We start from the raw sequence: 18,408 nt of genomic DNA, 5'->3' as shown, positions 1-18,408 counted from the left end.
CCGCCGCAACCCCCTGACGCTGCCGCCCGCCCCCGTCGTCACTCCTCGACCCGGGCCGGCGGCAGCGTCAGTGTGACGGCCAGTCCGCCGCCGGAAGCGTTCGGCTCCGCCGTGACCCGTCCGCCGTGCGCCTTCGCGATCGAGCGCACGATGGAGAGCCCGAGCCCGGCCCCCCGGCCCATCCGGTCGCGCCCCTCGCCCCGCCGGAACGGCTCGAAGAGCGCCGGTATGTCCGCCGCCGCGACCTCGGGCCCGGTGTTCCTGACGACGACGACGTTGTCGACGACGGCGACGTGGACCGTTCCCGTACCGTCAGTGACGTTGTACCGCACCGCGTTGGCCAGCAGGTTTCCCACCAACTGCCCGAGCAGCAGCCGGTTTCCGCGGACCACGGCCGCGTCCTTCACGGACAGCGACATCATCAGCGAGACGTCCCGGCGGCAGCGCGCGGTCTCCTCCGCCACCGCCTCGCCCAGATCGACCAGTTCCTGGTCCTCGACCCCGCGCTCGCTGCGCGCCAGGACCAGCAGCCCCTCGATGAGCTGCTCGCTGCGCCGGTTGTTGTCGAGCAGCGTCTGCTTCGTACGGGCCAGCTCGTCCGGTGTGCAGGACTCGTCGAGCCCGACCTGGATCGCGGTGCGCTGGGTCGCCAGCGGGGTACGCAGCTCGTGCGAGGCGTTGGCGATGAACCGGCGCTGGCTGTCGAACGCCCGCTGGAGCCGCGCCAGCAGCGCGTCCAGCGTGTCGCCCAGCTCCTTCAGCTCGTCGTCGGGGCCGCTCGCGCCGATGCGCTCGTGGAGATTGCGTTCGGAGAGCTTGCGCGCCGTCGCCGTTATGGCGTGCACCGGGCGCAGCACCCGGCCGGCCGTCCACCAGCCGACCGCGACCGCGCACGCGGACATGACGAGCAGGGCGACGAGCGACCAGTACAGCAGCTCGTTGGAGGCGACGTTCGAGACGGTGTCGGTCAGTTCGTAGGCGGTGACGGGCTCGACCTGCCGCTCGGTGATCAGCCCGCTGATGGAGCTGGCGGGCGGCGAGGGGGCCACCTGCGGGGTGGTCACGCGGCCGGCGATCTGCTGGGCCTCGCTCTGCGTGGCGGCGCTGGACAGCAGGTTGACGACGGCGAGCAGACAGCCGCCGAGGACGAGGAAGGCGCCACCGTAGACCAGCGCTATGCGCGTACGGATGGTGGTGCTGCGCACGAGGGCGCCGGGCGCGAGCGAGGCCACGGGGCGCGCGCGCCACAGCCGCTCCCGGCAGCGGCGCACCCGGCGCAGCGCGAGGCGCGTGACGGCGCGGGTCCCGGTCCCGGCCCAGGTGTTGGTCCCGGCGCCGGCCGCGGCGCCCGTGCCCGTCCCGGCGCCGGCCGCGGCGCCCGTGCCCGTGCCCGTGCCCGTCCCGGCTTCCGCATCCGCCGCGGTGGCCACCCCCGTATCCACGGACGTCGTATCCGCGGACGTCACAGCGCGTACCCCGCGCCCTGCACCGTACGGATCAGCCCCGGCTCGCCGAGCTTCGACCGCAGCTTGCTCAGGCACACCCGCACCGCGCCCGTGAACGGGTCCGCGTGCGCGTCCCACGCGCGCTCCAGCAGCTCCTCGGTGGAGACGGGCGCGCCGTCGGCCTCCAGCAGGATCTGGAGTACGGAGAACTCCTTGGGCGAGAGGTCCAGCTCCACCCCGTCCCGCCAGGCCAGCCGCCGTACGGAGTCCAGCCGTACGCCCAGCCGCTCCAGCTGCGGCGGTACGGGCCTGGCGCTGCGCCGGCGCAGGGCGCGCACGCGCGAGACCAGCTCGGGGAAGTCGAAGGGCTTGCCCATGTAGTCGTCGGCGCCGAGGTCGAGCCCTTCGACGCGGTCCTCCATGGAGGTGGACGCGGTGAGCATCAGAATGCGGGTACGGGACGACTCGGCGACGAGTTTGCGCGCGACGTCGTCGCCGTGCACGCGCGGGAGGTCGCGGTCGAGGACGACGACGTCGTAGTCGTGCAGCCCGAGATAGGCGAGGGCGGCGTCCCCGCTGTAGACGGTGTCGACGGCGAACCCCGCCCGGCGCAGCCCGGTGGCCACCAGCTCGGCGAGAACCTCTTCGTCCTCGGCGACCAGTACTCGCATGGTGTCGTCCCCTGCCCCTGTGGCGTTCCCGGTACCCGGCCCGTGCGCTGTCGCTGTTCCCCGTCCCGTTGGTGTTCCGTGTCCCGTTGGTGTTCCATGCCCCGCCGCCCGCTGCCCAGCCTCGTACATGATGCCCTTCTCGTCCCAGGACGGGCATGTCTACCGCAATGGCTGTTTCCCAAAGCTCTCCGCATGCACCACCCCCCTAAACACGGGCGACTCGTGTCGTGGCGGTCGGATACGATATTGACGTTCCGTAGACCAAATAATCACTCCATGTAGCGACTTGGGAGCAGCCTGCAATGGCTCGACACCTCATCACCAGCGCCCTTCCGTACATCAACGGGATCAAGCACCTGGGCAACATGGTGGGGTCCATGCTCCCGGCGGATGTGTACTCCCGGTACCTCCGCCAGCGCGGTCACGACGTCCTCTACATCTGCGCCACCGACGAGCACGGCACGCCCGCCGAGCTCGCCGCGAAGGAGGCGGGGGTGCCGGTCGAGGCGTTCTGCGCGGAGCAGCACGACGCGCAGAAGGCGATCTACGACGGCTTCCAGCTGGCGTTCGACTACTTCGGCCGCAGCTCGTCCGACGAGAACCGCGAGATCACCCAGCACTTCGCGCGCAAGCTGCACGAGAACGGGTTCATCGAGGAGCGCGCCATCCGGCAGGTCTTCTCGGTCGCCGACGACCGCTTCCTGCCCGACCGCTACATCGTCGGCACCTGCCCGCACTGCGGCTACGACAAGGCGCGCGGCGACCAGTGCGAGAACTGCACGCGCGTGCTGGACCCGACGGACCTGATCGACGCGCGCTCCGCGATCAGCGGCAGCAGCGAGCTGGAGGTCCGCGAGACGAAGCATCTCTTCCTCCTCCAGTCGAAGCTGGCGGGCGAGGTCGAGGCGTGGATCGACGCGACCGGCGAGGAGTGGCCGCAGCTGGCGTCCTCCATCGCCCGCAAGTGGCTGACCGAGGGCCTGCACGACCGCGCGATCACCCGCGACCTGGACTGGGGCGTGCCGGTCCCGGCCGACACCTGGCCGGAGCTGGCGGCCGAGGGCAAGGTCTTCTACGTCTGGTTCGACGCCCCGATCGAGTACATCGGCGCGACAAAGGAGTGGGCGGACCAGGACCCGGCGAACCGCGACTGGAAGTCGTGGTGGTACGAGGCCGACGCGACCGTCCGCTACACCGAGTTCATGGCGAAGGACAACGTCCCGTTCCACACGGTGATGTTCCCGGCCACCCAGCTCGGCACGCGCGAGCCGTGGAAGAAGGTCGACTACGTCAAGGCCTTCAACTGGCTGAACTACTACGGCGGCAAGTTCTCCACCTCGCAGAAGCGGGGCGTCTTCACCGATGCCGCGCTGGAGCTGCTGCCCGCCGACTACTGGCGCTACTTCCTGATCGCGAACGCGCCCGAGTCGGACGACACGTCCTTCTCCTGGGAGCACTTCACGGCGACGGTCAACAAGGACCTCGCCGACACCCTCGGCAACTTCGTCAACCGCGTGCTGTCCTTCTCGCGCAAGCGCTTCGGCGACGACGTACCGGCGGGCCGGGCGGCGGGCGAGGCGGAGGCGCGGCTCGGCGAGCAGACGGCGGAGCTGCTCGCGGAGTACGAGGGCCACATGGAGGCGCTCCAGTTCCGCAAGGCGGCGGCGGCGCTGCGCGCGCTGTGGTCGGCGGGCAACTCGTATCTGGAGGAGAAGGCCCCCTGGCTGGAGATCAAGACCGATGAGGAGGGCGCGGCGCTGACCCTCCGTACGGCGATGAACCTCATCCACCTGTACGCGGTGGTCTCCGAGCCGTTCATTCCGGCCTCGGCGGCGGCGATGCGCGCGGCGTTCGCGCTGGAGGGCGACACGGCGGTGTGGGTGAGCGCCGAGGAGACGAAGGCGCTGGACGCGGTCCCGGCCGGGACGCCGTTCACCGTACCGCCGGTGCTCTTCGCGAAGATCACGGACGATGACCTGGCGGCGTACAAGGAGCGCTTCGGCGGCGCGGACGCGTAACGGCGGGCCCGTAACGCACGAAGGGGCCCGGGAAGCAGGTCGAACTGCTTCCCGGGCCCCTCGCTTTTCGTTACTTGGTCAGAGGCTCGTGCCGTCGTTGGTCTCGTCCGGGTCCACGCCGACGGTGATGGTGCCGACGACGCCGCGCGCGATGTCGTTCTTCTTCTTGTACGTGAGCTTCAGCAGGCCGCCCGTGACACCGCTCTGGTCGTAGATGGTGTCCTGGGTGAGGGTCGTACGGACGGCCGTGTTGGTGGCGTACGGCTCGACGCTCTCCGTGTCGAGTACGGCCGCTTCCTCGAAGAAGAACTGGCCGGTGTGGCAGGTGTGGCCGCCCTCGTAGCCGGCGTCGGTCAGCTTGCCGTCGACGTGCACCTTGACGTGGATGTGCACGGCGCGGCCCTGGTACCAGCCCGGGAAGAGGGACGTGAACTCGACGTAGCCCTTCTTGTCCGTGAGCTGCGTGCCGCGCAGATAGCGCTCGTCGTCGGTGGGCTCCTCGTGGCCGCCACCGCCGCCACCGCCGGGCCCGCCACCGTCGGTCGGGGGCTCGCCGGTCGGTTCGCCGGTGGGGGCGTCGGTGGGCGGGGTGCCGCCGCCGGGGGCGCCGCCGCCACCGGAGCCGACGGCCTCGTAACCGGAGTAGATGCCGGTCGCGTCGCAGTGCCAGATGTCGATGGCCGCGGCCTTGACCGGCGCGCAGCTCTCGGAGTCGATCACCTTGAGGCGGAGGGTGAAGGGGATGCCCTCCTTGTCCTCGGTGATGTCCTTCCGGATCTTGTCGGCGTCGATGTAGTACGGGCCCTCGGTGGTCTGCGAGGTGAGGGTGTAGCACTCCTCGGTGGCCTTGGTGGTCGCCTTGGCGCCGCCCGCCTTCGCCGCGGCGGAGCGCTGTGCGGCCGTCTCCTCGCCGGCCGAGGCGGTGGTGACGGCGACGGCACCGATGCCGGTGGCGGCGACGGCCGCGCTGCCGGCGACGATCACCCGGCGGCGCGTCAAGTCTTTTTTATGTTTGGGGGGTTGGGTCTCTGTCATGCGATGGGACGCTAGGGGGCCAAGCTGGCAGCCACATAGGTAGGGCCTGTGAACTGCCGTTCGCGCGGGCGGTCGGCCTGCTCGGCGGCCGATTCAGCGGGACAGGGACTCCGCGTCCCCCATCACCACCACGGGCCGCTTCTCCGGGTCCAGCAGGAGCAGCAGCTCCCGCATCCGGTCGCGGTGGATGGAGACGCACGCCTGGGTGGGACCGTCGTGGTCGACGTGGATCCAGATGCCGCCGCCCTTCTCCATGCCGAGCGGCCGGGTCCAGTCGAGGGGGGTGGTGCCGGGCACGCGGTTGTAGTTGATGGCGACGACGTAGTCGAAGGACCCTTCGAGCGGCTCTCCGTCGAACCCGTCGCCGGACGCGGTGAAGGCGGGGCCCTGGTCGTACGTGAGCTTCGTACCGGGGTCGTCGAAGAGGCCGCCGGCGTCGGTGAGCGTGAACACCCCGATGGGCGAGCGCAGATCGCCCTGGCTGTGGTCCTCGGTCCAGCCGCGCTTGGCGTTGTGCGCGGGCCAGGGGTCGGTGACGGGGGTCCAGCCGGCGACCGGATCGCGTTCGTAGACCTGGAGGGACGAATCGCTGGAGTCCTCGTCGGTGCCGGTCACGACGACGGCCTGGGTGGTCTCGGAGGGGATCTCGGCGCGGGTGCTCCGGCCCAGGCCGGGGATGTCCTGCGGGATGACTTCCTGGGTTTCCTGGGCTTTCTGGGCTTCGGTATCGACACTGACGGTGTCATTGCCGGTGCCGGTGTTGCCGGTGTTGCTGCTGGTGGAGGCGCGGTCGCCCGGCACGGATCCCGCCTTGTCGGCGGTCTCCGCGTTCCCTCCCGCGACCCCGCAGCCGGTCAGCAGCAGACCGGTCGCCAGCAGCATGGCGGCCATTCTGGTGCCTTTACGGATGTTTCGGGCAGCATGAACAGAGCGCGCAGACATGTACGGGCCTTTCGTTTCGCGTTTCCGAAGCGATGGGGGGTTACGGGCGGTCGCCAGTGGCGTCGGCGGTGCCGAGGGAAGGTGTGGGCGATGTGGGGTCTTCTGGGGCTTCTGTAGCTTCTGTCCCGAAGTCTGCGCTGGAGATCATCGTATGGACGTCCTCGACGATCCCCGGCGAGTCGCTGCCCAGGCAGAGGGTGACGGTGAAGGCGGCGTCCGCGCCGGAGGCCGCTCCGTTGCCGACGGGCGCGGGACCGCCGAACGCGCCGATGTACTCCTTGGCGGCGCCGACCGCCTGACAGAACGACGAGAGCGAGTTCGCCGGGGCAAGCCGTGCCTGGTCCGTGGCGTTGACCGGAGCGGTGATCCTCGCCAACGCGCCGCTGGGCAGCAGCGTCCGCAGCGGCCGGCAGCCGAGCGAGTCCCGGTCGGAACAGTCCGGGTCGTACGGGGCGAGCGGCTGGTTCGCGAGGTAGCCGGGCCCCGACGGTGTGGCCGGGGTGCCGGTCCGTACGGTCGGCGCCTGCCAGCCCGGGAGCAGGCGCAGGCTCAACGCGCCGAGCTGCGGGAAGCGGGTGCGCAGGCCCTCGCCGGGATCTGTGGTGGCGGACAGGCTGGGGGCGGGGGCCGGGGGTGCGGTGACGGACGGGGCGGTGATGGACGGGGCGGTGATGGACGGAGCGGGGGACGCGGGCAGCGCCGGCCGCTCGCCGCCGGGCAGCAGGCCGGGCAGGAGTACGCCCGCCACCACCAGCCCGGTCACGGTGACCGCGGCGGCCCCCGCCGTACGGCGGCGCCTGCGCCGGGTCCGTACGACCCGCTGCCGTACGTCGTCGAGCCGGCCCTCGGGGGTGGGCAGCCGGGGGACGGCACGCTCCAGCAGGATGCGCAGCTCCTGCTCCTGTTCCTGCTCCTGACCCTGCTCCTGACCCGGGTCACCCATGGCGGTCACCGCCGTCCACCGGCGTGTCCACCGGCGTATTCACCGACGCGGGCAGCAGGGCCCGCAGGGAGCGCAGCGCCCGGGACGACTGGCTCTTGACGGTGCCGGTGGTGCAGCCGAGCGCCGCCGCGGTGTCCTCGACGCTCAGGTCCTCGAAGTACCGCAGCACGACGACGGCCCGCTGCCGTACCGGCAGGGAGCGCACAGCCGACGCCAGCGTCTGCTCCAGATCCACATGCTCGTACGCGTCCACCGCACCGACCGCGTCCGGGAGTTCGCCGTACGGCAGCTCCCCGCGCCAGCGCCGCCGCCACCAGGAGGCGTGCTGATGGACGAGCGCCTTGCGGACGTACGCCTCGGGCCGGCCGCCCGCTATCCGCGACCATTTCGGCCACACCTTCGCGAGGGTGCTCTGGAGCAGGTCCTCCGCGAGATGCGCGTCGCCGGTCAGCAGCCACGCGACCCGCAGGAGCCGCGGCCCGCGGGCGGCGACGAATGCCTCGAAGTCGCCGTCGCCCGGATCCATGGTCCTGCCCTCGCCATTCTGTTCGGTTTGCCACGCCTGTCGAACGCGGTGGGCCGTCGATCGGGTTGCCTTGGCTCGAAAAAGTATTCACAAGGTGGTCATGGACCTCATACGCGGTCGGCCGAGGATTTGCTGTAACTTTCAAGCACAGCGTTTTTTGCCCCCCTCACCTCAGGAGAGAGCGCCGCTATGACGTCCCCCGTGAACACCACAAGCTCCACAAGCCGCACGAGCACCACCGCCGGCACGACCGGCACCACCGGCCCCCGCCTGGGAGCCCCCGCCGCGGGCGCCTTCCGCGATCACGCGGCCACGCCCCACGCCTATGACGTCGGGCTGCTGCTACTCCGCGTCGTCCTCGGCCTGACGATGGCCGCGCACGGCAGCCAGAAGCTCTTCGGCTGGTTCGGCGGCGGCGGGCTCGACGGCACGGGCACCTTCTTCACCATGAGCGGCTACCCGTCCGGCAAGGCGCTGGCCGTCGTGGCCGGGCTGAGCGAGACCCTGGGCGGCCTGGCCCTGGTGATCGGCCTGCTGACGCCGCTCGCGGGCGCCGCGGTGGTCGGCACGATGATCAACGCGATCGCCGTGAAGGGAACCGGCCACTTCTTCGCGCCCCAGGGCATCGAGTACGAACTCCTCCTGACGGCCGGCGCCGCCGCCCTCGCCCTGACCGGCCCCGGCCGAATCGCGGTCGACCGCTTCCTCCCGTGGGTGAGGACCCACCGCCTGGCGTACGGCGCGGCGGCGGTCGCGCTGGGCCTGGTGGTGGCGGGCGTCACACTGCTGCTGCGGAAGTAGGGCCGACCCGGCCCGGGCCGGCTCGGCCCGCTCGGCACACTGCCCCGGACACCGCCACGCGAGCGACCGTGTCCGGGGCAGCGGTGTGTCTGTACGGGAGCGGTGGTGCGGGTCGTTGGGTAGGTGGGCCGCCCCTCCTGCTGTGAGTGTCGCGTCTCCGTGACAGGTGTAAAGGGCGCTCCTGCGTCTCGTCGGCTGCGCCGATTTCGCTTCGCTCACCCTTGACACCTGTCCCGGAGTCACAAGTGCGGCTTGTCGGGAGGGGCGGCCGGGTGGGAGGGGGTTGCCCGGGGGACCGGATGCCCTGCCACTCGGCTCAGGGTCCGGCGGCCCGGTGGGCCCTGCGGGGCTGCGCGGCGGCGGAGTGGGGCGGCGCGGCACCGGCTCAGCGGCAAACGGTCCTGCAAGCGCCCGTTATGCCCCACTTTGCCCGGCAGGTTGGGGGCCTTGCCGAGCGGTCATGTGCCCTGAGGTGCGTAAGCCGCAGTATCAGGGGGTGCGTTGGTCACCGCCGGGGCGGTGGCTCAGCGTCATCACGATGATGCCGGCCAGCAGCAGCGCGCTGCCGCTCAGGGTGCCGAACTGGCGTACGTCGATGTCGCCGGCCAGGAAGAAGCCCGCCTGCCAGCACAGAGCGACGGCGATGGTCAGCTGCCCCCAGCCGTGGAGGCGCGGCCGGTGGACCGTGCGCCGGTTCACGGGGAGGATCCAGCCACGGGAAACAGCCGCTATGCCGGAGGCGGCGATGAGCAGGGCCACCAGGGCAACGGGGATGAGGAGGTAGAGCTTCATCGGATTCCTCTCTACGGGCGCGCGGGCACGGGCAGTTGCTCAACTCCAGTCGAAGGTGAGGAGCGCGAGCCGCTCGACGGGCTCGAAGAACAGCAGAATCGCATCGGCGCCCGTGGTCCGGTAGTGCCAGCCCGGCACCGATGCCACGAAGCGGAACGGATTGCCGGCCGGACTGACCGGCCATGCGCGCTCGTCGTCGTACTCGACGTGGAACAGGTCGGGCTGGACCCAGTTGCCGTGCGAGTCCGCGTCACCACCGAGCTGCTCAAGCAGTGCCATGCCGGTGGCGTCGTCGTACCGCGAGGACCCGTCGTCGTGGCGCATGAGCAGGTTGCCGTCACGGCGGAAGGCGTCCCGGTGCGCCACGTAGCTGCGCCCTTCGGACGCGCAGTGCTCAACGAGCCGCGCACGGAACCCCGGCCAGGGGTCGGGCAGTTCCTCGGGACGGGTTGCCCGTACGAAGTAGCGCGGGTCGCCGAGCAGGCGGTAGCGGTCGTCCTCCAGGGCGAACCCGAGCCAGTTGGTTCTCTGGAGGGGTGAGTGGAAGGCCTCGGTGTGATCGCCGAGGTAGCCCTCTGTGGGCTCCAGCGGGCTCACGAGGTGGATCCACCCGTGCCAGGCCGGATCCACCTCGGCGAGGTCGATCGACACCAACGGGTGCAGGTGCTCCGCCAGCCCGATCTGGTCGGCGACGAACACGTCTGCGGGCTCGGGGTAGACCCGTAGCCCTGTCCCTGCCGTCATGACGTCTTCCCGCACCTGAATCCTCCATATTTCGGTAGTCGACCGAGGACAGTCAACCCCACCCCACCGACACCCACTTCTGGACGCCGGGTGGGATCCGTGATCGGGTTACGGGTATGAGTTCCTTGATCCGGCATATCACCATCGACTGCGCCGATCCCTATGCCCTGGCGACGTTCTGGGCCAAGGCTCTGGACGGCGCGCTGGCCGACGACGACTTTCCGGGGGACCCGGAAGTCCTGGTCACGGCCGGGGCGACCGGCGTGCTGTTCATCAGGGTCGACGACCGCAAGACGGTGAAGAACCGCGTACACCTGGACCTCCAGCCCCAGGACCGCACCCGGGACGAGGAGGTGGAGCGCCTGCTGGCCCTGGGCGCCACACTCCAGGGCGACCACCGCCGCCCCGACGGACTGGGCTGGGTGACGCTGCACGACCCCGAGGGCAACGAGTTCTGCGTGGAGCGCAGCGCGGCAGAACGCCAAACCGGCTGACGGCGTACAGACGCCCGCCGGTCCGCTGTTCGCTCCGTGAAGTTGTCGGGTGCGAGTCAGTACCAAGAGGTAACAGGGGTGTACGGGGGCGAGCGTGGCACGTGGGGCCGCCCCCTTCTGCTTTGAGTGTCGCGCCTTCGGAACAGGTGTAAAGGGCGCTCCTGCGTCGCGTCGCTGCGCGATGACCTCCGGTCACCCTTGACACCTGCCCCGAAGTCGCAAGTGCGGGAGTGGAGGGGGCGGCCGGGGGGAGGGGGGCCCAGGAGGTCCGCCTGTTCTGCCACTCGGCTCAGGGTCCGGCGGCCCGGTGGGCCCTGCGGGGCCACGCGGCAGAGGAGAGGGGCGGTCCGGCACCGGCTCAGCGGCCAAGGGTCCGCTGCTGGCTGAGACACATGCCCCGCCGGTCACCGTGGAGTGGGGGCAGGGTCTGCTGGGACTCGTGTGGCGGCAAGTGGGCTCCCGGAGGCGGTCTTTGCCTCCAGAAGGGCGTCTAACGCACCTCAGGACACATGTGCCGTCCGGAGAGACTCCCAATCGCCTTCCAAACCACCCCATATGGGACAGATCGGTGGGGTTGGAGTGCTTGATCCCGAAGACTGCGACGCTGTAGCCGTCTGACGTGCCGGAAGTGGCTCTAACGTCGCACTCCCCGCCCCGGCCACCGCCCGGAGACCCCGGACCGGCCCCAAGACCCCGACCGGACAGCAGGCATCGCCCACCTCCCGGGCACCACAACGCAACAGTGATCAGCGGGGCATGAGTGCCGGCCAACCGGCGGCCGTCAGCCGCCGAGACAGGCCCCGCAGCCCCATGCCACTGCTGCGCGGCCCCGCAGGGCCCACCGGCCCGCCAGCCCCTGAGCCGACCGTCAGGGCAGCGGACCTCTTGGGCCCCCCTCACCCCCCGGCCGCCCCCTCCACTCCCGCACTTGCGCTGGAGGGCCGGGTGTCAGGGGTGGAGCGCAGCGGAATCGGCGTAGCCGACGCGACGGAGGAGCGCCCTTGATACCCGGCCCGGAAGCGCGAAAATGACGGCCGAAGGGGGCGGCCCCACGCCCACAACCCCCGCCACCGACCCACCCCACTCGGCGTTGCTCTGACACGCAGGCAGCGACGGCGGCAGCTGAACACCGCAGGCGCGCGTGACGGGGCGTTGTCTCTCTCGTTCAACTGGTGGCAAACCGACCGGTGATTGAAGGAGAGCGGCGATGAGCTGGAACGAGCAGGAAGACAACAACACCTACCAGGTGGTTATCAACCACGAGGAGCAGTACAGCATCTGGCCGGAGGATCGCGAGATCCCGGCCGGATGGAACGCGGTAGGCAAGACCGGCACCAAGGGGGAGTGTCTGACGTACGTTCAAGAGGTGTGGACGGACATGCGCCCCCTGAGCCTGCGCCGCGCGATGGAGCAGACAGCCGACAACAGCTAGGACGCACCCGGTGGTCGGCCGCCCCGCGTGAGCGGTGCGCGGCCCCCACCCCCTACCCCCAGCGCCCGCGCCCGAATATGCGGGGGATCTGGTGGACGCGGATGGTGATGTGCACGGGGTTGCGGTGGCAGTAACAGGTGTACGAGTACGTCTCCTCGGGCTCGACCGGCAGAGGTGGCGGCGGCCGATCGCCCCCCTCCTCGCGTGAGCTGGCCGCGTAGAGCACGCCGAGGATGAGCACGGTGAAGCTGATGGCGAGGGCGGTGACGCCCCAGAAGGTCTGCTCGTCCATGGCGGCGGTCACGGCGGTCGTTACGGTCACCGCGCCGGCGGGGGTGTGAGGTCGATCTCCGCGTAGACGGTCTTCCCGACGGTGCGGGGTTCGGTGCCCCAGCGGTCGGTGATCTGTACGACGAGCGGCAGCCCGCGCCCGAAGCACTCGCCGTCCTCGGCGGTCCGGAGGGCGGGCAGCCGTTCGCCGCGCGGGTCGCTGACCTCGATACGGAAGAGGGCGGGCCGGAGCAGGATGGCGACCTGGAAGAGCCGGTCCCGCAGGCATCCGTGCAGCAGGGCATTGGTGCCGAGTTCGCTGACGACGAGGCCGGTGGCCCACGCGAGTTCGGGATGGCCCCACTCGGTGATCAGCCGGGATGTGCGGTGGCGGGCGAGCGTCACACTGCCCGGTACGGGCGTGTAGTTCAGCCGGTCCTCCCGCAACGGCCCTTCGGGCTGGGGCGGATGGGCTTCGTTTGCCTCGTTGATCGAGGTCATGGACACGCACCTCCATGTGCGGTCGGGGACAGCCGGGGTTGGTGGGCTGGCGGTGGCGATGTCGCGCCGCGTGGTGCTGTGCGCAGGGCAGCGCGGGGCGGTGCACTTCCACCAAGTGGCTCCGCTGTGCGAGCGGTCACGTACCGAACGTAGCGACTGAGTCGGCCCCGGACAATGTTGCGCGGATAATTATCCTCGGAAGAGTGATTGTGGCTTACCGTGAAGCCGATGCAGACTGTGCGTGACATGAGGAGGTCGTCAGTGGTGGCGGAGAGGCGCGCGAGTTCGGCGAAACGCGTATCAACAGTGCTGGCACGCCAGTTGGGCAGTCAGCTCCTGGCCTTCAGGGATGCTGTCGGCCTCAATCAGTCGCATGCCGCAGAAGTGCTCAGCTCCCAGACGGCCAAGGTCGCCAAGATGGAGCGAGGTTGGGTGCCGTTCCGGGATCCCGACATCATCGCGCTGTGCAAGCTGTACGGGGTCGAGGACGACGCGGTCGTGGCCGGCCTGCTCCGGCTGGCGAAGCTGGACCGCGAGCGGCGCCGGGCGAAGGGCTGGTGGAACGCCCTCGACCAGGGCAACTTGCGTGAGTACATCGCGATGGAGGATGTGGCGCTCAAGGTGCGCCTGTGGCAGCTTTCGCTGATTCCGGGGTTGTTCCAGACGGCGGACTACATCAGAGCCATGGCTGTGCCAGTAACTTCACCTGACGAGATCGATGACATTGAGCGGATCGTCGACGTACGGCAGAAGCGGCAGGCGCTCCTCCACGGAGAGGAACCGCTACAGGTTCACGCTGTGATTTGGGAGGCGGCTCTCCGCCAGCTCATCGGAGGACCGCAAGCCATGGGGCGTCAGCTTATGCGCTTGCGAGAGCTGGCCGAACTGCCCAACATCCGTGTGCAGGTGCTCCCTCTTCAGGCGGGTGGATACCCTGGCGTGGGCGGTCCTTTTAACATTCTTTCGTTTGCTGAGGAGAGCGCGCTGGACGTGGTCCACATGGACGGGCTCGGTTCCACGACCTGGGTTGAGGGAGTGGAGGAGAGCGCGATCTATGCAAATCTCTTTGGCCGCCTGTGCTCAGTCAGCCTCTCGCCCTACGACTCGGCGCGGCTCATCGAGAGCATCGGCCAAGAATTGAGTGTGTGACATGTACTGCTTCAGGAAGTCCAGCTACAGCAACCAGACCGGCGAGTGCGTTGAGGTCGCCCTCAACATCGCCCACACCGTCGCTGTCCGGGACTCCAAGAACCAGCCCACCGGGCCCGTCCTACACCTCAACCCCACCGCCTGGAAGTGCTTCGTAGAAGCCGCGTACTCCCTGGATGGCAGCCGTGCCTGACATGCACCGCTTCAGGAAGTCCAGCCACAGCGACTCGACCGGCGAGTGCGTTGAGGTCGCCCTCAATATCGCCCACACCGTCGCCGTCCGAGACTCCAAGACCCACCCCGCCGGCCCCACCCTCCTCCTCACCCCCACCGCCTGGCGCACCTTCCACACCGCCCTCCAGGCTGATTCGCCGTCCGTCGAGCGATACGTCAACAAGTCCTGATTCAAAGGAAGTTCATGGTTCGGCAAGCCTGGATCTGAACCCATCCGGCGTTACTCTCGAAAGTGCGACAGGCGGCGTCCGGCGGAAGCGCGGGGCGGTCGTGGTGGCGCAACGGAACGTGCTTCGGGGGCATGCGTTTCCAGGGGGGCCGGGGTGGATGGCAAGGCAAGTACCGGCTGTGTGGGGCCCATCGTCGAGGTCATCGCATGCGCGGTGGGTGGGCTGGCCGGCTGGGCGATAGCCGGGAACTTCGTGGGCGTGGGTGTCGGACTGGTGGTTACCCACGCGATGGTGATCGCCGCCGGGTACTACTTCACATCCGCCGGGACGGCGGCCCGGGAATTCTTATCGGTGCACATGCTTTTCGGCGGGCTCGCGGGCTCGATCGTTCTCGGGTACGTGACGTGGTGGTACGTGGGACTGGCGGCCTTCAGCGCCACAGTCGTACTGGTCGCACGGATGAGCCGGCCCGCCTTCGACAACGAGGACGCGTACGGGTACGGGGACGAGGACGAGGACGAGGGTACGGAGACAAGCTGGACGCGGCCGGAGGACTTGAACGACCTGGTGAACCGGGCGGGGTGGTGGGGGCCGGCCTCGCAGAGACCAAAGGAACCACAGAGACCACAGAGACCACAGAACTGGCCCAAGCCCCCAGCACGCCCCGTACCCCCCGCGCCGTCCACTCCCCCCGTACCACTACCACCGCCACCGTCCTGGCCAAGTCCACAGCCCCCCGTCGGAACATGGCGGCGCTTGCGTGCCAGGTGGAAGCCGGTGCGGGTGGAATCGGATACCTGCCGCATCACCGCCGACCGGGGCGGGCTGACGGTGGAGCACTCACGGACCTCGCCCCCATGGGTCGTGCATCTGAAGATCGACTGGTCGGATCTCGAACGGCTTGAGTTCTGGACCGATGCCCGGGACCCGACCGTCGCGCTGTTCGCCTACCCGGTCTCCGGCGGGCGCCGGTTCCTCGTGGACGCGGCGCGGCTGCCTGAGCGGGAATGGCGCGTGCTGGCGTACGGCATCGCGTTGAAGAGCCGCGGCAAGGTCGACCTCGACCTCTCCCAGCGCGATGCCCGCTGGATCGACCCCGAGTACTGACGGTTCTGCCTGCCGGCCCTGGCGATCAGCCCCCGGCCTCCCGAGCCTCCCGAGCCTCCCGAGCCGCCTCGGCCTCCCGAGCCTCCCGAGCCTCCCGAGCCGCCTCGGCCTCCCGAGCCTCCCGAGCCTCCCGAGCCGCCTCGGCCTCCCCGGTCTCCCGTGCCACCCGCTCCAGCCGCCCCCGGTACTCCTCCCACCACGCCTGATCTCCGGGCGCCAGGCTGTCCTTGCCCTGCAACCACCCGACCGACCCGTCCGTCAGCTCGCGCACGATGTCGGCGTGGCCGGCGTGCCGCTGGGCGTCGCCGATGACGCGTACGACGATGTGGTGCAGCGTCACCTCCCGTCGCTCCTCGGGCCACCACGGGACGTGTCCGGTCGCGTCCAGGTCCAGCGCGTCAATCGTGTCGTTGGAGTGCTTCCACGCCTGCCGGTACAGGTCCACGATCTGTTCGCGGGACTCGTCCGCCGTGGCCCACATGTCCACGTTGGGCTCGTCGCTCTCCGTGTACCACCAGGACGGGCGGACGCGGCTCTCCCCGTCGAAGTACGGTCGTCCGAACGTGTCGCCGAAGTACCCCAGTTCCACACTGGCGGAGTGTTTGACCAGGCCCAACAGGTTGGTGCCGGTCGGTGTGAAGGGGCGGCGAATGTCGTACTCGGAGAGCCCGTCCAGCTTCCACAGCAGGGAGTCGCGAGCGTCCTGGAGGTAGCGGAGAAGGTCCGCTTTCGGGTTCGATTCGACCATGCCGGGCAGTGTCCCACCCGGCACTGACAACGGCCCCCGGCAGCAGCCGACTCCAACGCTCGCCACCCTCCGCTGGGTTCCCTCAAGGCGCCCAAAGAGATTGCCGCCCGGCGTGGCGTTCCTGAGGCCGAGATCATCCGGAAGGGCGTCCATCTCGCGGCCATGGGTGAGCGGCAGTGGACGGAGCCGCTGGATATGCCGAGCTTTGACAGCGGCGACCCCACGGGGTGGGCGCGGACGGGCGTGGACAGGACCTAGCCTCGTCCCCATGTCACCCGCCACGAATCCCGCCAGGAAGACCGCCGACAAGACCGCCGCGAACCCCGCCGCCAAGCGCCCGCGTCCGCGCGTCTACGACTCCGCCAAGACCCGGGCCGCCGTGCTCGCCCAGTTCCGGCACGTACGGGACGCCGTCGACGCGATGACGCCCGCGCAGCTCGCGCTGCCCAGCGGGCTCGGGGAGTGGACCGTACGGGAGCTGGCCGCGCATGTGGCCATGGGGGTCGAGTCGGTGAGCCTCTACCTGGAGCAGCCGGTACGGTCCGAGGCCGCCGTGGTCGCCGAGGCCGGGCCGGTGATCGTGCTGGCCGAGTGGCCGTTCGTGACGGCCCGGTACGCCGGGCCGATCGCCGAGAACGTTACGGCGTACGCCACGACCGCGCCGCCCGGCGAGCTGCTCGGGCGGGCCGCCGAGCGGATCGAGGCGCTGCTGCCGGCGGCGGACGACCGGCAGACGCTGGTCACCCGCGTGGGGGCGATGCGGCTCGCGGACTATCTGGTGACGCGGACCGTCGAGCTGACCGTCCACACCGACGACCTCAACCGCGCCGCCGGGCTGAGCATCCCGTTCGACCGCCAGGCCCTCGCCGCCGCGACGCGGCTGCTCGCCGACGCCCTCGCCGTCAAGGCGCCCGGCGCGTCGACCGAGGTGCGGGTCCCGCCGTACGCCGTGGTTCAGTGCGTGGAGGGGCCCCGGCACACGCGCGGTACGCCGCCCAACGTCGTGGAGACCGACCCGCTGACCTGGCTGCGGCTGGCCACCGGGCGGACGGCCTGGGCCGAGGCGCTCGACACGGCGCGGGTGAGCGCGAGCGGGGAGCGCGCGGATCTCTCCGGGCTGCTCCCGCTGATGAGTTGACGAACAGTCCGGACGGAAATACGGAAAAGGCGGAACCGTACGCCGGTGTGTTCCGTCACATCGGCATGCCAAAGCAGCAGTTCACCCAGATCACCGCAATCACGATCATCGCGGACATGCACCAGGAAGTGTCAGGGGCATGATCAGGAAGCGGATCACCAAGGCCACCGCCGTCCCCGGCGCCGTCACGGCGCTCGCCCTGCTCCTCCTCTCCGCCTGCGGTACGGATTCAGGCTCGGGCTCGGGCTCGGGCTCGGAGTCCGGTACGGGATCGGGCGCCCGCAACGTATCCGGCGCGGCGGAGGGCGCCGGAGCCGACGCGGACGGGGACGCGGACGGGGACGGGAAGGGGGACGCGGTCCCGGCCCTCACCGAAGTCCTGCGCAACACCAAGGGCACCAACGGCGCCACCGGCACCGTTTGGGAGATGGCCAGCGTGACCGTTGGCGGCAAGAAGATCACCCCCACCGAGAAGGCCAGGGCCAATCTCCGCGTGGACGCCGACGGTACGTTTCGTCTGTCCCCGGACTGCAACCTCGGCACCCAGAAAGTCACGGTCGACGGCGGAATCCTCGTCGTGAGTGACGAGCCGGGCGATACCACGCTGATGTCGTGCCCGGACGAGCAGCGACCCTTCGCCGACGCCTTCGGCAAGGTGTTCCGCGGAAAGCTCTCGACCACGCTCGGCGACGACGGCCGGCTCACCCTCACCGGCGCCGGCGACGACTCGATCGCTCTCACCCTCGACCGTCCCGCGCCCCTCGTGGGCACGGACTGGCGGGTGGACGGAGTCGTCGACACCGTCATCGAGCCCGGCGACACCCAGGGCTCCCTGCCGAAGGGGACGGACGGCAAGGCGTCCCTCACGTTCGGTAAGGGCGCCGACGGCAAGAGCGGCACGGTCGAGGGCACCGACGGCTGCAATGTCTTCCGCGGCTCCGCGAAGATCTCCGAGGCGACGAACAAGATCACCTTCGGCGCGCTCCGCACCACCAAGAAGGCATGCTCCCAGCCCGAAAGCGCACTCGAAGAGCGTTTCGCGAAGGTGCTCACGGGTGAGATCGAGTATGAGCTGGGCCACAACCAGCTGAAGCTCCTCGCCGGGAACGGCCTCGGCATCAGCGCGAAAACCACCCCGAAAACCACCGTGACAACCACCCTTCAGGAGTGATCCACCCGAGACGATCCGGCCCACTGGTCCGCGCTCTTCCGCATCCCCAATTCGGACCAGTGGTCGATCTCGCCTAC

General features: G+C 69.9%; 21 protein-coding genes. 10 read left to right on the top strand and 11 right to left on the bottom strand.

Annotated elements, in window-relative coordinates:
- Window positions 1-38: 38 nt before the first annotated feature.
- Together AB0389_RS08535 and AB0389_RS08530 are read right to left on the bottom strand one after the other, a co-directional pair.
- Entirely contained in the window at window positions 39-1,250 is a 1,212-nt protein-coding gene (locus tag AB0389_RS08535) for a HAMP domain-containing sensor histidine kinase (RefSeq protein WP_366394728.1), read from the bottom strand.
- 212 nt (window positions 1,251-1,462) lie between these two features.
- Window positions 1,463-2,116 (bottom strand): response regulator transcription factor, encoded by a 654-nt coding sequence (locus tag AB0389_RS08530; RefSeq protein ID WP_366394562.1) that lies wholly within the window; start codon window positions 2,114-2,116, stop codon window positions 1,463-1,465.
- Between the two features lie 302 nt (window positions 2,117-2,418).
- Here AB0389_RS08530 and metG point away from each other — a divergent pair, with 302 nt between their 5' ends.
- Window positions 2,419-4,134 carry a methionine--tRNA ligase gene (gene metG / locus AB0389_RS08525; RefSeq protein WP_366394561.1) on the top strand — a complete coding sequence of 572 codons (1,716 nt, stop codon included), beginning with the start codon at window positions 2,419-2,421 and terminating at the stop codon, window positions 4,132-4,134.
- 78 nt (window positions 4,135-4,212) lie between these two features.
- Here the strand turns inward: metG and AB0389_RS08520 are convergent, their stop codons facing one another.
- The 4 genes from AB0389_RS08520 to AB0389_RS08505 form a co-directional block, all read right to left on the bottom strand.
- Window positions 4,213-5,169, bottom strand: a complete 957-nt coding sequence (locus AB0389_RS08520) for an intradiol ring-cleavage dioxygenase (protein WP_366394560.1) — start codon at window positions 5,167-5,169, stop codon at window positions 4,213-4,215.
- 93 nt (window positions 5,170-5,262) lie between these two features.
- Window positions 5,263-6,051, bottom strand: coding sequence for a hypothetical protein (locus tag AB0389_RS08515; RefSeq protein WP_366394559.1), 789 nt, complete (start codon window positions 6,049-6,051; stop codon window positions 5,263-5,265).
- Between the two features lie 100 nt (window positions 6,052-6,151).
- Window positions 6,152-7,054 (bottom strand): hypothetical protein, encoded by a 903-nt coding sequence (locus tag AB0389_RS08510; RefSeq protein WP_366394558.1) that lies wholly within the window; start codon window positions 7,052-7,054, stop codon window positions 6,152-6,154.
- Window positions 7,047-7,580, bottom strand: coding sequence for a SigE family RNA polymerase sigma factor (locus tag AB0389_RS08505; RefSeq protein WP_366394557.1), 534 nt, complete (start codon window positions 7,578-7,580; stop codon window positions 7,047-7,049). Before AB0389_RS08505 ends, AB0389_RS08510 begins: the two co-directional genes overlap by 8 nt.
- 270 nt (window positions 7,581-7,850) lie before the next feature.
- On the opposite strand from AB0389_RS08505, the gene AB0389_RS08500 reads away from it, so the two are divergent.
- Window positions 7,851-8,381, top strand: coding sequence for a DoxX family protein (locus AB0389_RS08500; RefSeq protein WP_366394727.1), 531 nt, complete (start codon window positions 7,851-7,853; stop codon window positions 8,379-8,381).
- Window positions 8,382-8,870: 489 nt separating this feature from the next.
- Here AB0389_RS08500 and AB0389_RS08495 read toward each other — a convergent pair whose 3' ends face one another.
- Both AB0389_RS08495 and AB0389_RS08490 read right to left on the bottom strand, forming a co-directional pair.
- Window positions 8,871-9,173: a hypothetical protein gene (locus tag AB0389_RS08495; protein ID WP_366394556.1), complete on the bottom strand. Its 303-nt coding sequence runs from the start codon at window positions 9,171-9,173 to the stop codon at window positions 8,871-8,873.
- 39 nt (window positions 9,174-9,212) lie between these two features.
- Window positions 9,213-9,917, bottom strand: a complete 705-nt coding sequence (locus tag AB0389_RS08490) for a hypothetical protein (protein ID WP_366394555.1) — start codon at window positions 9,915-9,917, stop codon at window positions 9,213-9,215.
- A gap of 116 nt (window positions 9,918-10,033) precedes the next feature.
- Here AB0389_RS08490 and AB0389_RS08485 point away from each other — a divergent pair, with 116 nt between their 5' ends.
- Window positions 10,034-10,411 (top strand): VOC family protein, encoded by a 378-nt coding sequence (locus AB0389_RS08485; protein ID WP_366394554.1) that lies wholly within the window; start codon window positions 10,034-10,036, stop codon window positions 10,409-10,411.
- A 1,207-nt stretch (window positions 10,412-11,618) separates the two neighbouring features.
- A complete protein-coding gene (locus AB0389_RS08480; protein ID WP_366394553.1) occupies window positions 11,619-11,843 on the top strand; it encodes an MbtH family NRPS accessory protein in 225 nt (74 codons plus the stop codon).
- 52 nt (window positions 11,844-11,895) lie between these two features.
- On the opposite strand, the gene AB0389_RS08475 is transcribed toward AB0389_RS08480, so the two are convergent.
- Window positions 11,896-12,165 carry a hypothetical protein gene (locus AB0389_RS08475; RefSeq protein ID WP_366394552.1) on the bottom strand — a complete coding sequence of 90 codons (270 nt, stop codon included), beginning with the start codon at window positions 12,163-12,165 and terminating at the stop codon, window positions 11,896-11,898.
- On the bottom strand, window positions 12,162-12,614 hold the full coding sequence (locus AB0389_RS08470; RefSeq protein ID WP_366394551.1) for an ATP-binding protein: 453 nt from the start codon (window positions 12,612-12,614) through the stop codon (window positions 12,162-12,164). Before AB0389_RS08470 ends, AB0389_RS08475 begins: the two co-directional genes overlap by 4 nt.
- Before the next feature lie 228 nt (window positions 12,615-12,842).
- Between AB0389_RS08470 and AB0389_RS08465 the strand changes: the two genes are divergently transcribed.
- From AB0389_RS08465 to AB0389_RS08450, 4 genes are all read left to right on the top strand, one after another.
- Window positions 12,843-13,763 (top strand): helix-turn-helix transcriptional regulator, encoded by a 921-nt coding sequence (locus AB0389_RS08465; protein WP_366394550.1) that lies wholly within the window; start codon window positions 12,843-12,845, stop codon window positions 13,761-13,763.
- 1 nt (window position 13,764) lies between these two features.
- On the top strand, window positions 13,765-13,956 hold the full coding sequence (locus AB0389_RS08460; RefSeq protein WP_366394549.1) for a DUF397 domain-containing protein: 192 nt from the start codon (window positions 13,765-13,767) through the stop codon (window positions 13,954-13,956).
- Window positions 13,940-14,167: a DUF397 domain-containing protein gene (locus AB0389_RS08455; RefSeq protein WP_366394548.1), complete on the top strand. Its 228-nt coding sequence runs from the start codon at window positions 13,940-13,942 to the stop codon at window positions 14,165-14,167. Before AB0389_RS08460 ends, AB0389_RS08455 begins: the two co-directional genes overlap by 17 nt.
- A gap of 783 nt (window positions 14,168-14,950) precedes the next feature.
- On the top strand, window positions 14,951-15,274 hold the full coding sequence (locus AB0389_RS08450; protein ID WP_366394547.1) for a hypothetical protein: 324 nt from the start codon (window positions 14,951-14,953) through the stop codon (window positions 15,272-15,274).
- Between the two features lie 25 nt (window positions 15,275-15,299).
- Here AB0389_RS08450 and AB0389_RS08445 read toward each other — a convergent pair whose 3' ends face one another.
- The gene (locus AB0389_RS08445; protein WP_366394546.1) at window positions 15,300-16,022 is read right to left on the bottom strand and encodes a DinB family protein; all 723 of its coding nucleotides are present in this window, start codon (window positions 16,020-16,022) and stop codon (window positions 15,300-15,302) included.
- 268 nt (window positions 16,023-16,290) lie between these two features.
- Here AB0389_RS08445 and AB0389_RS08440 point away from each other — a divergent pair, with 268 nt between their 5' ends.
- Entirely contained in the window at window positions 16,291-17,160 is an 870-nt protein-coding gene (locus tag AB0389_RS08440; protein ID WP_366394545.1) for a sterol carrier family protein, read from the top strand.
- A 139-nt stretch (window positions 17,161-17,299) separates the two neighbouring features.
- Window positions 17,300-18,331, top strand: a complete 1,032-nt coding sequence (locus AB0389_RS08435) for an META domain-containing protein (protein WP_366394544.1) — start codon at window positions 17,300-17,302, stop codon at window positions 18,329-18,331.
- Window positions 18,332-18,408 lie beyond the last annotated feature (77 nt).

It is taken from the genome of Streptomyces sp. NPDC093109 (assembly GCF_040701725.1).
Lineage (GTDB): Bacteria > Actinomycetota > Actinomycetes > Streptomycetales > Streptomycetaceae > Streptomyces.
The sequence above is the reverse complement of the archived record's forward strand: the minus strand, read 5'-3'. Positions and strand labels throughout refer to the sequence as shown.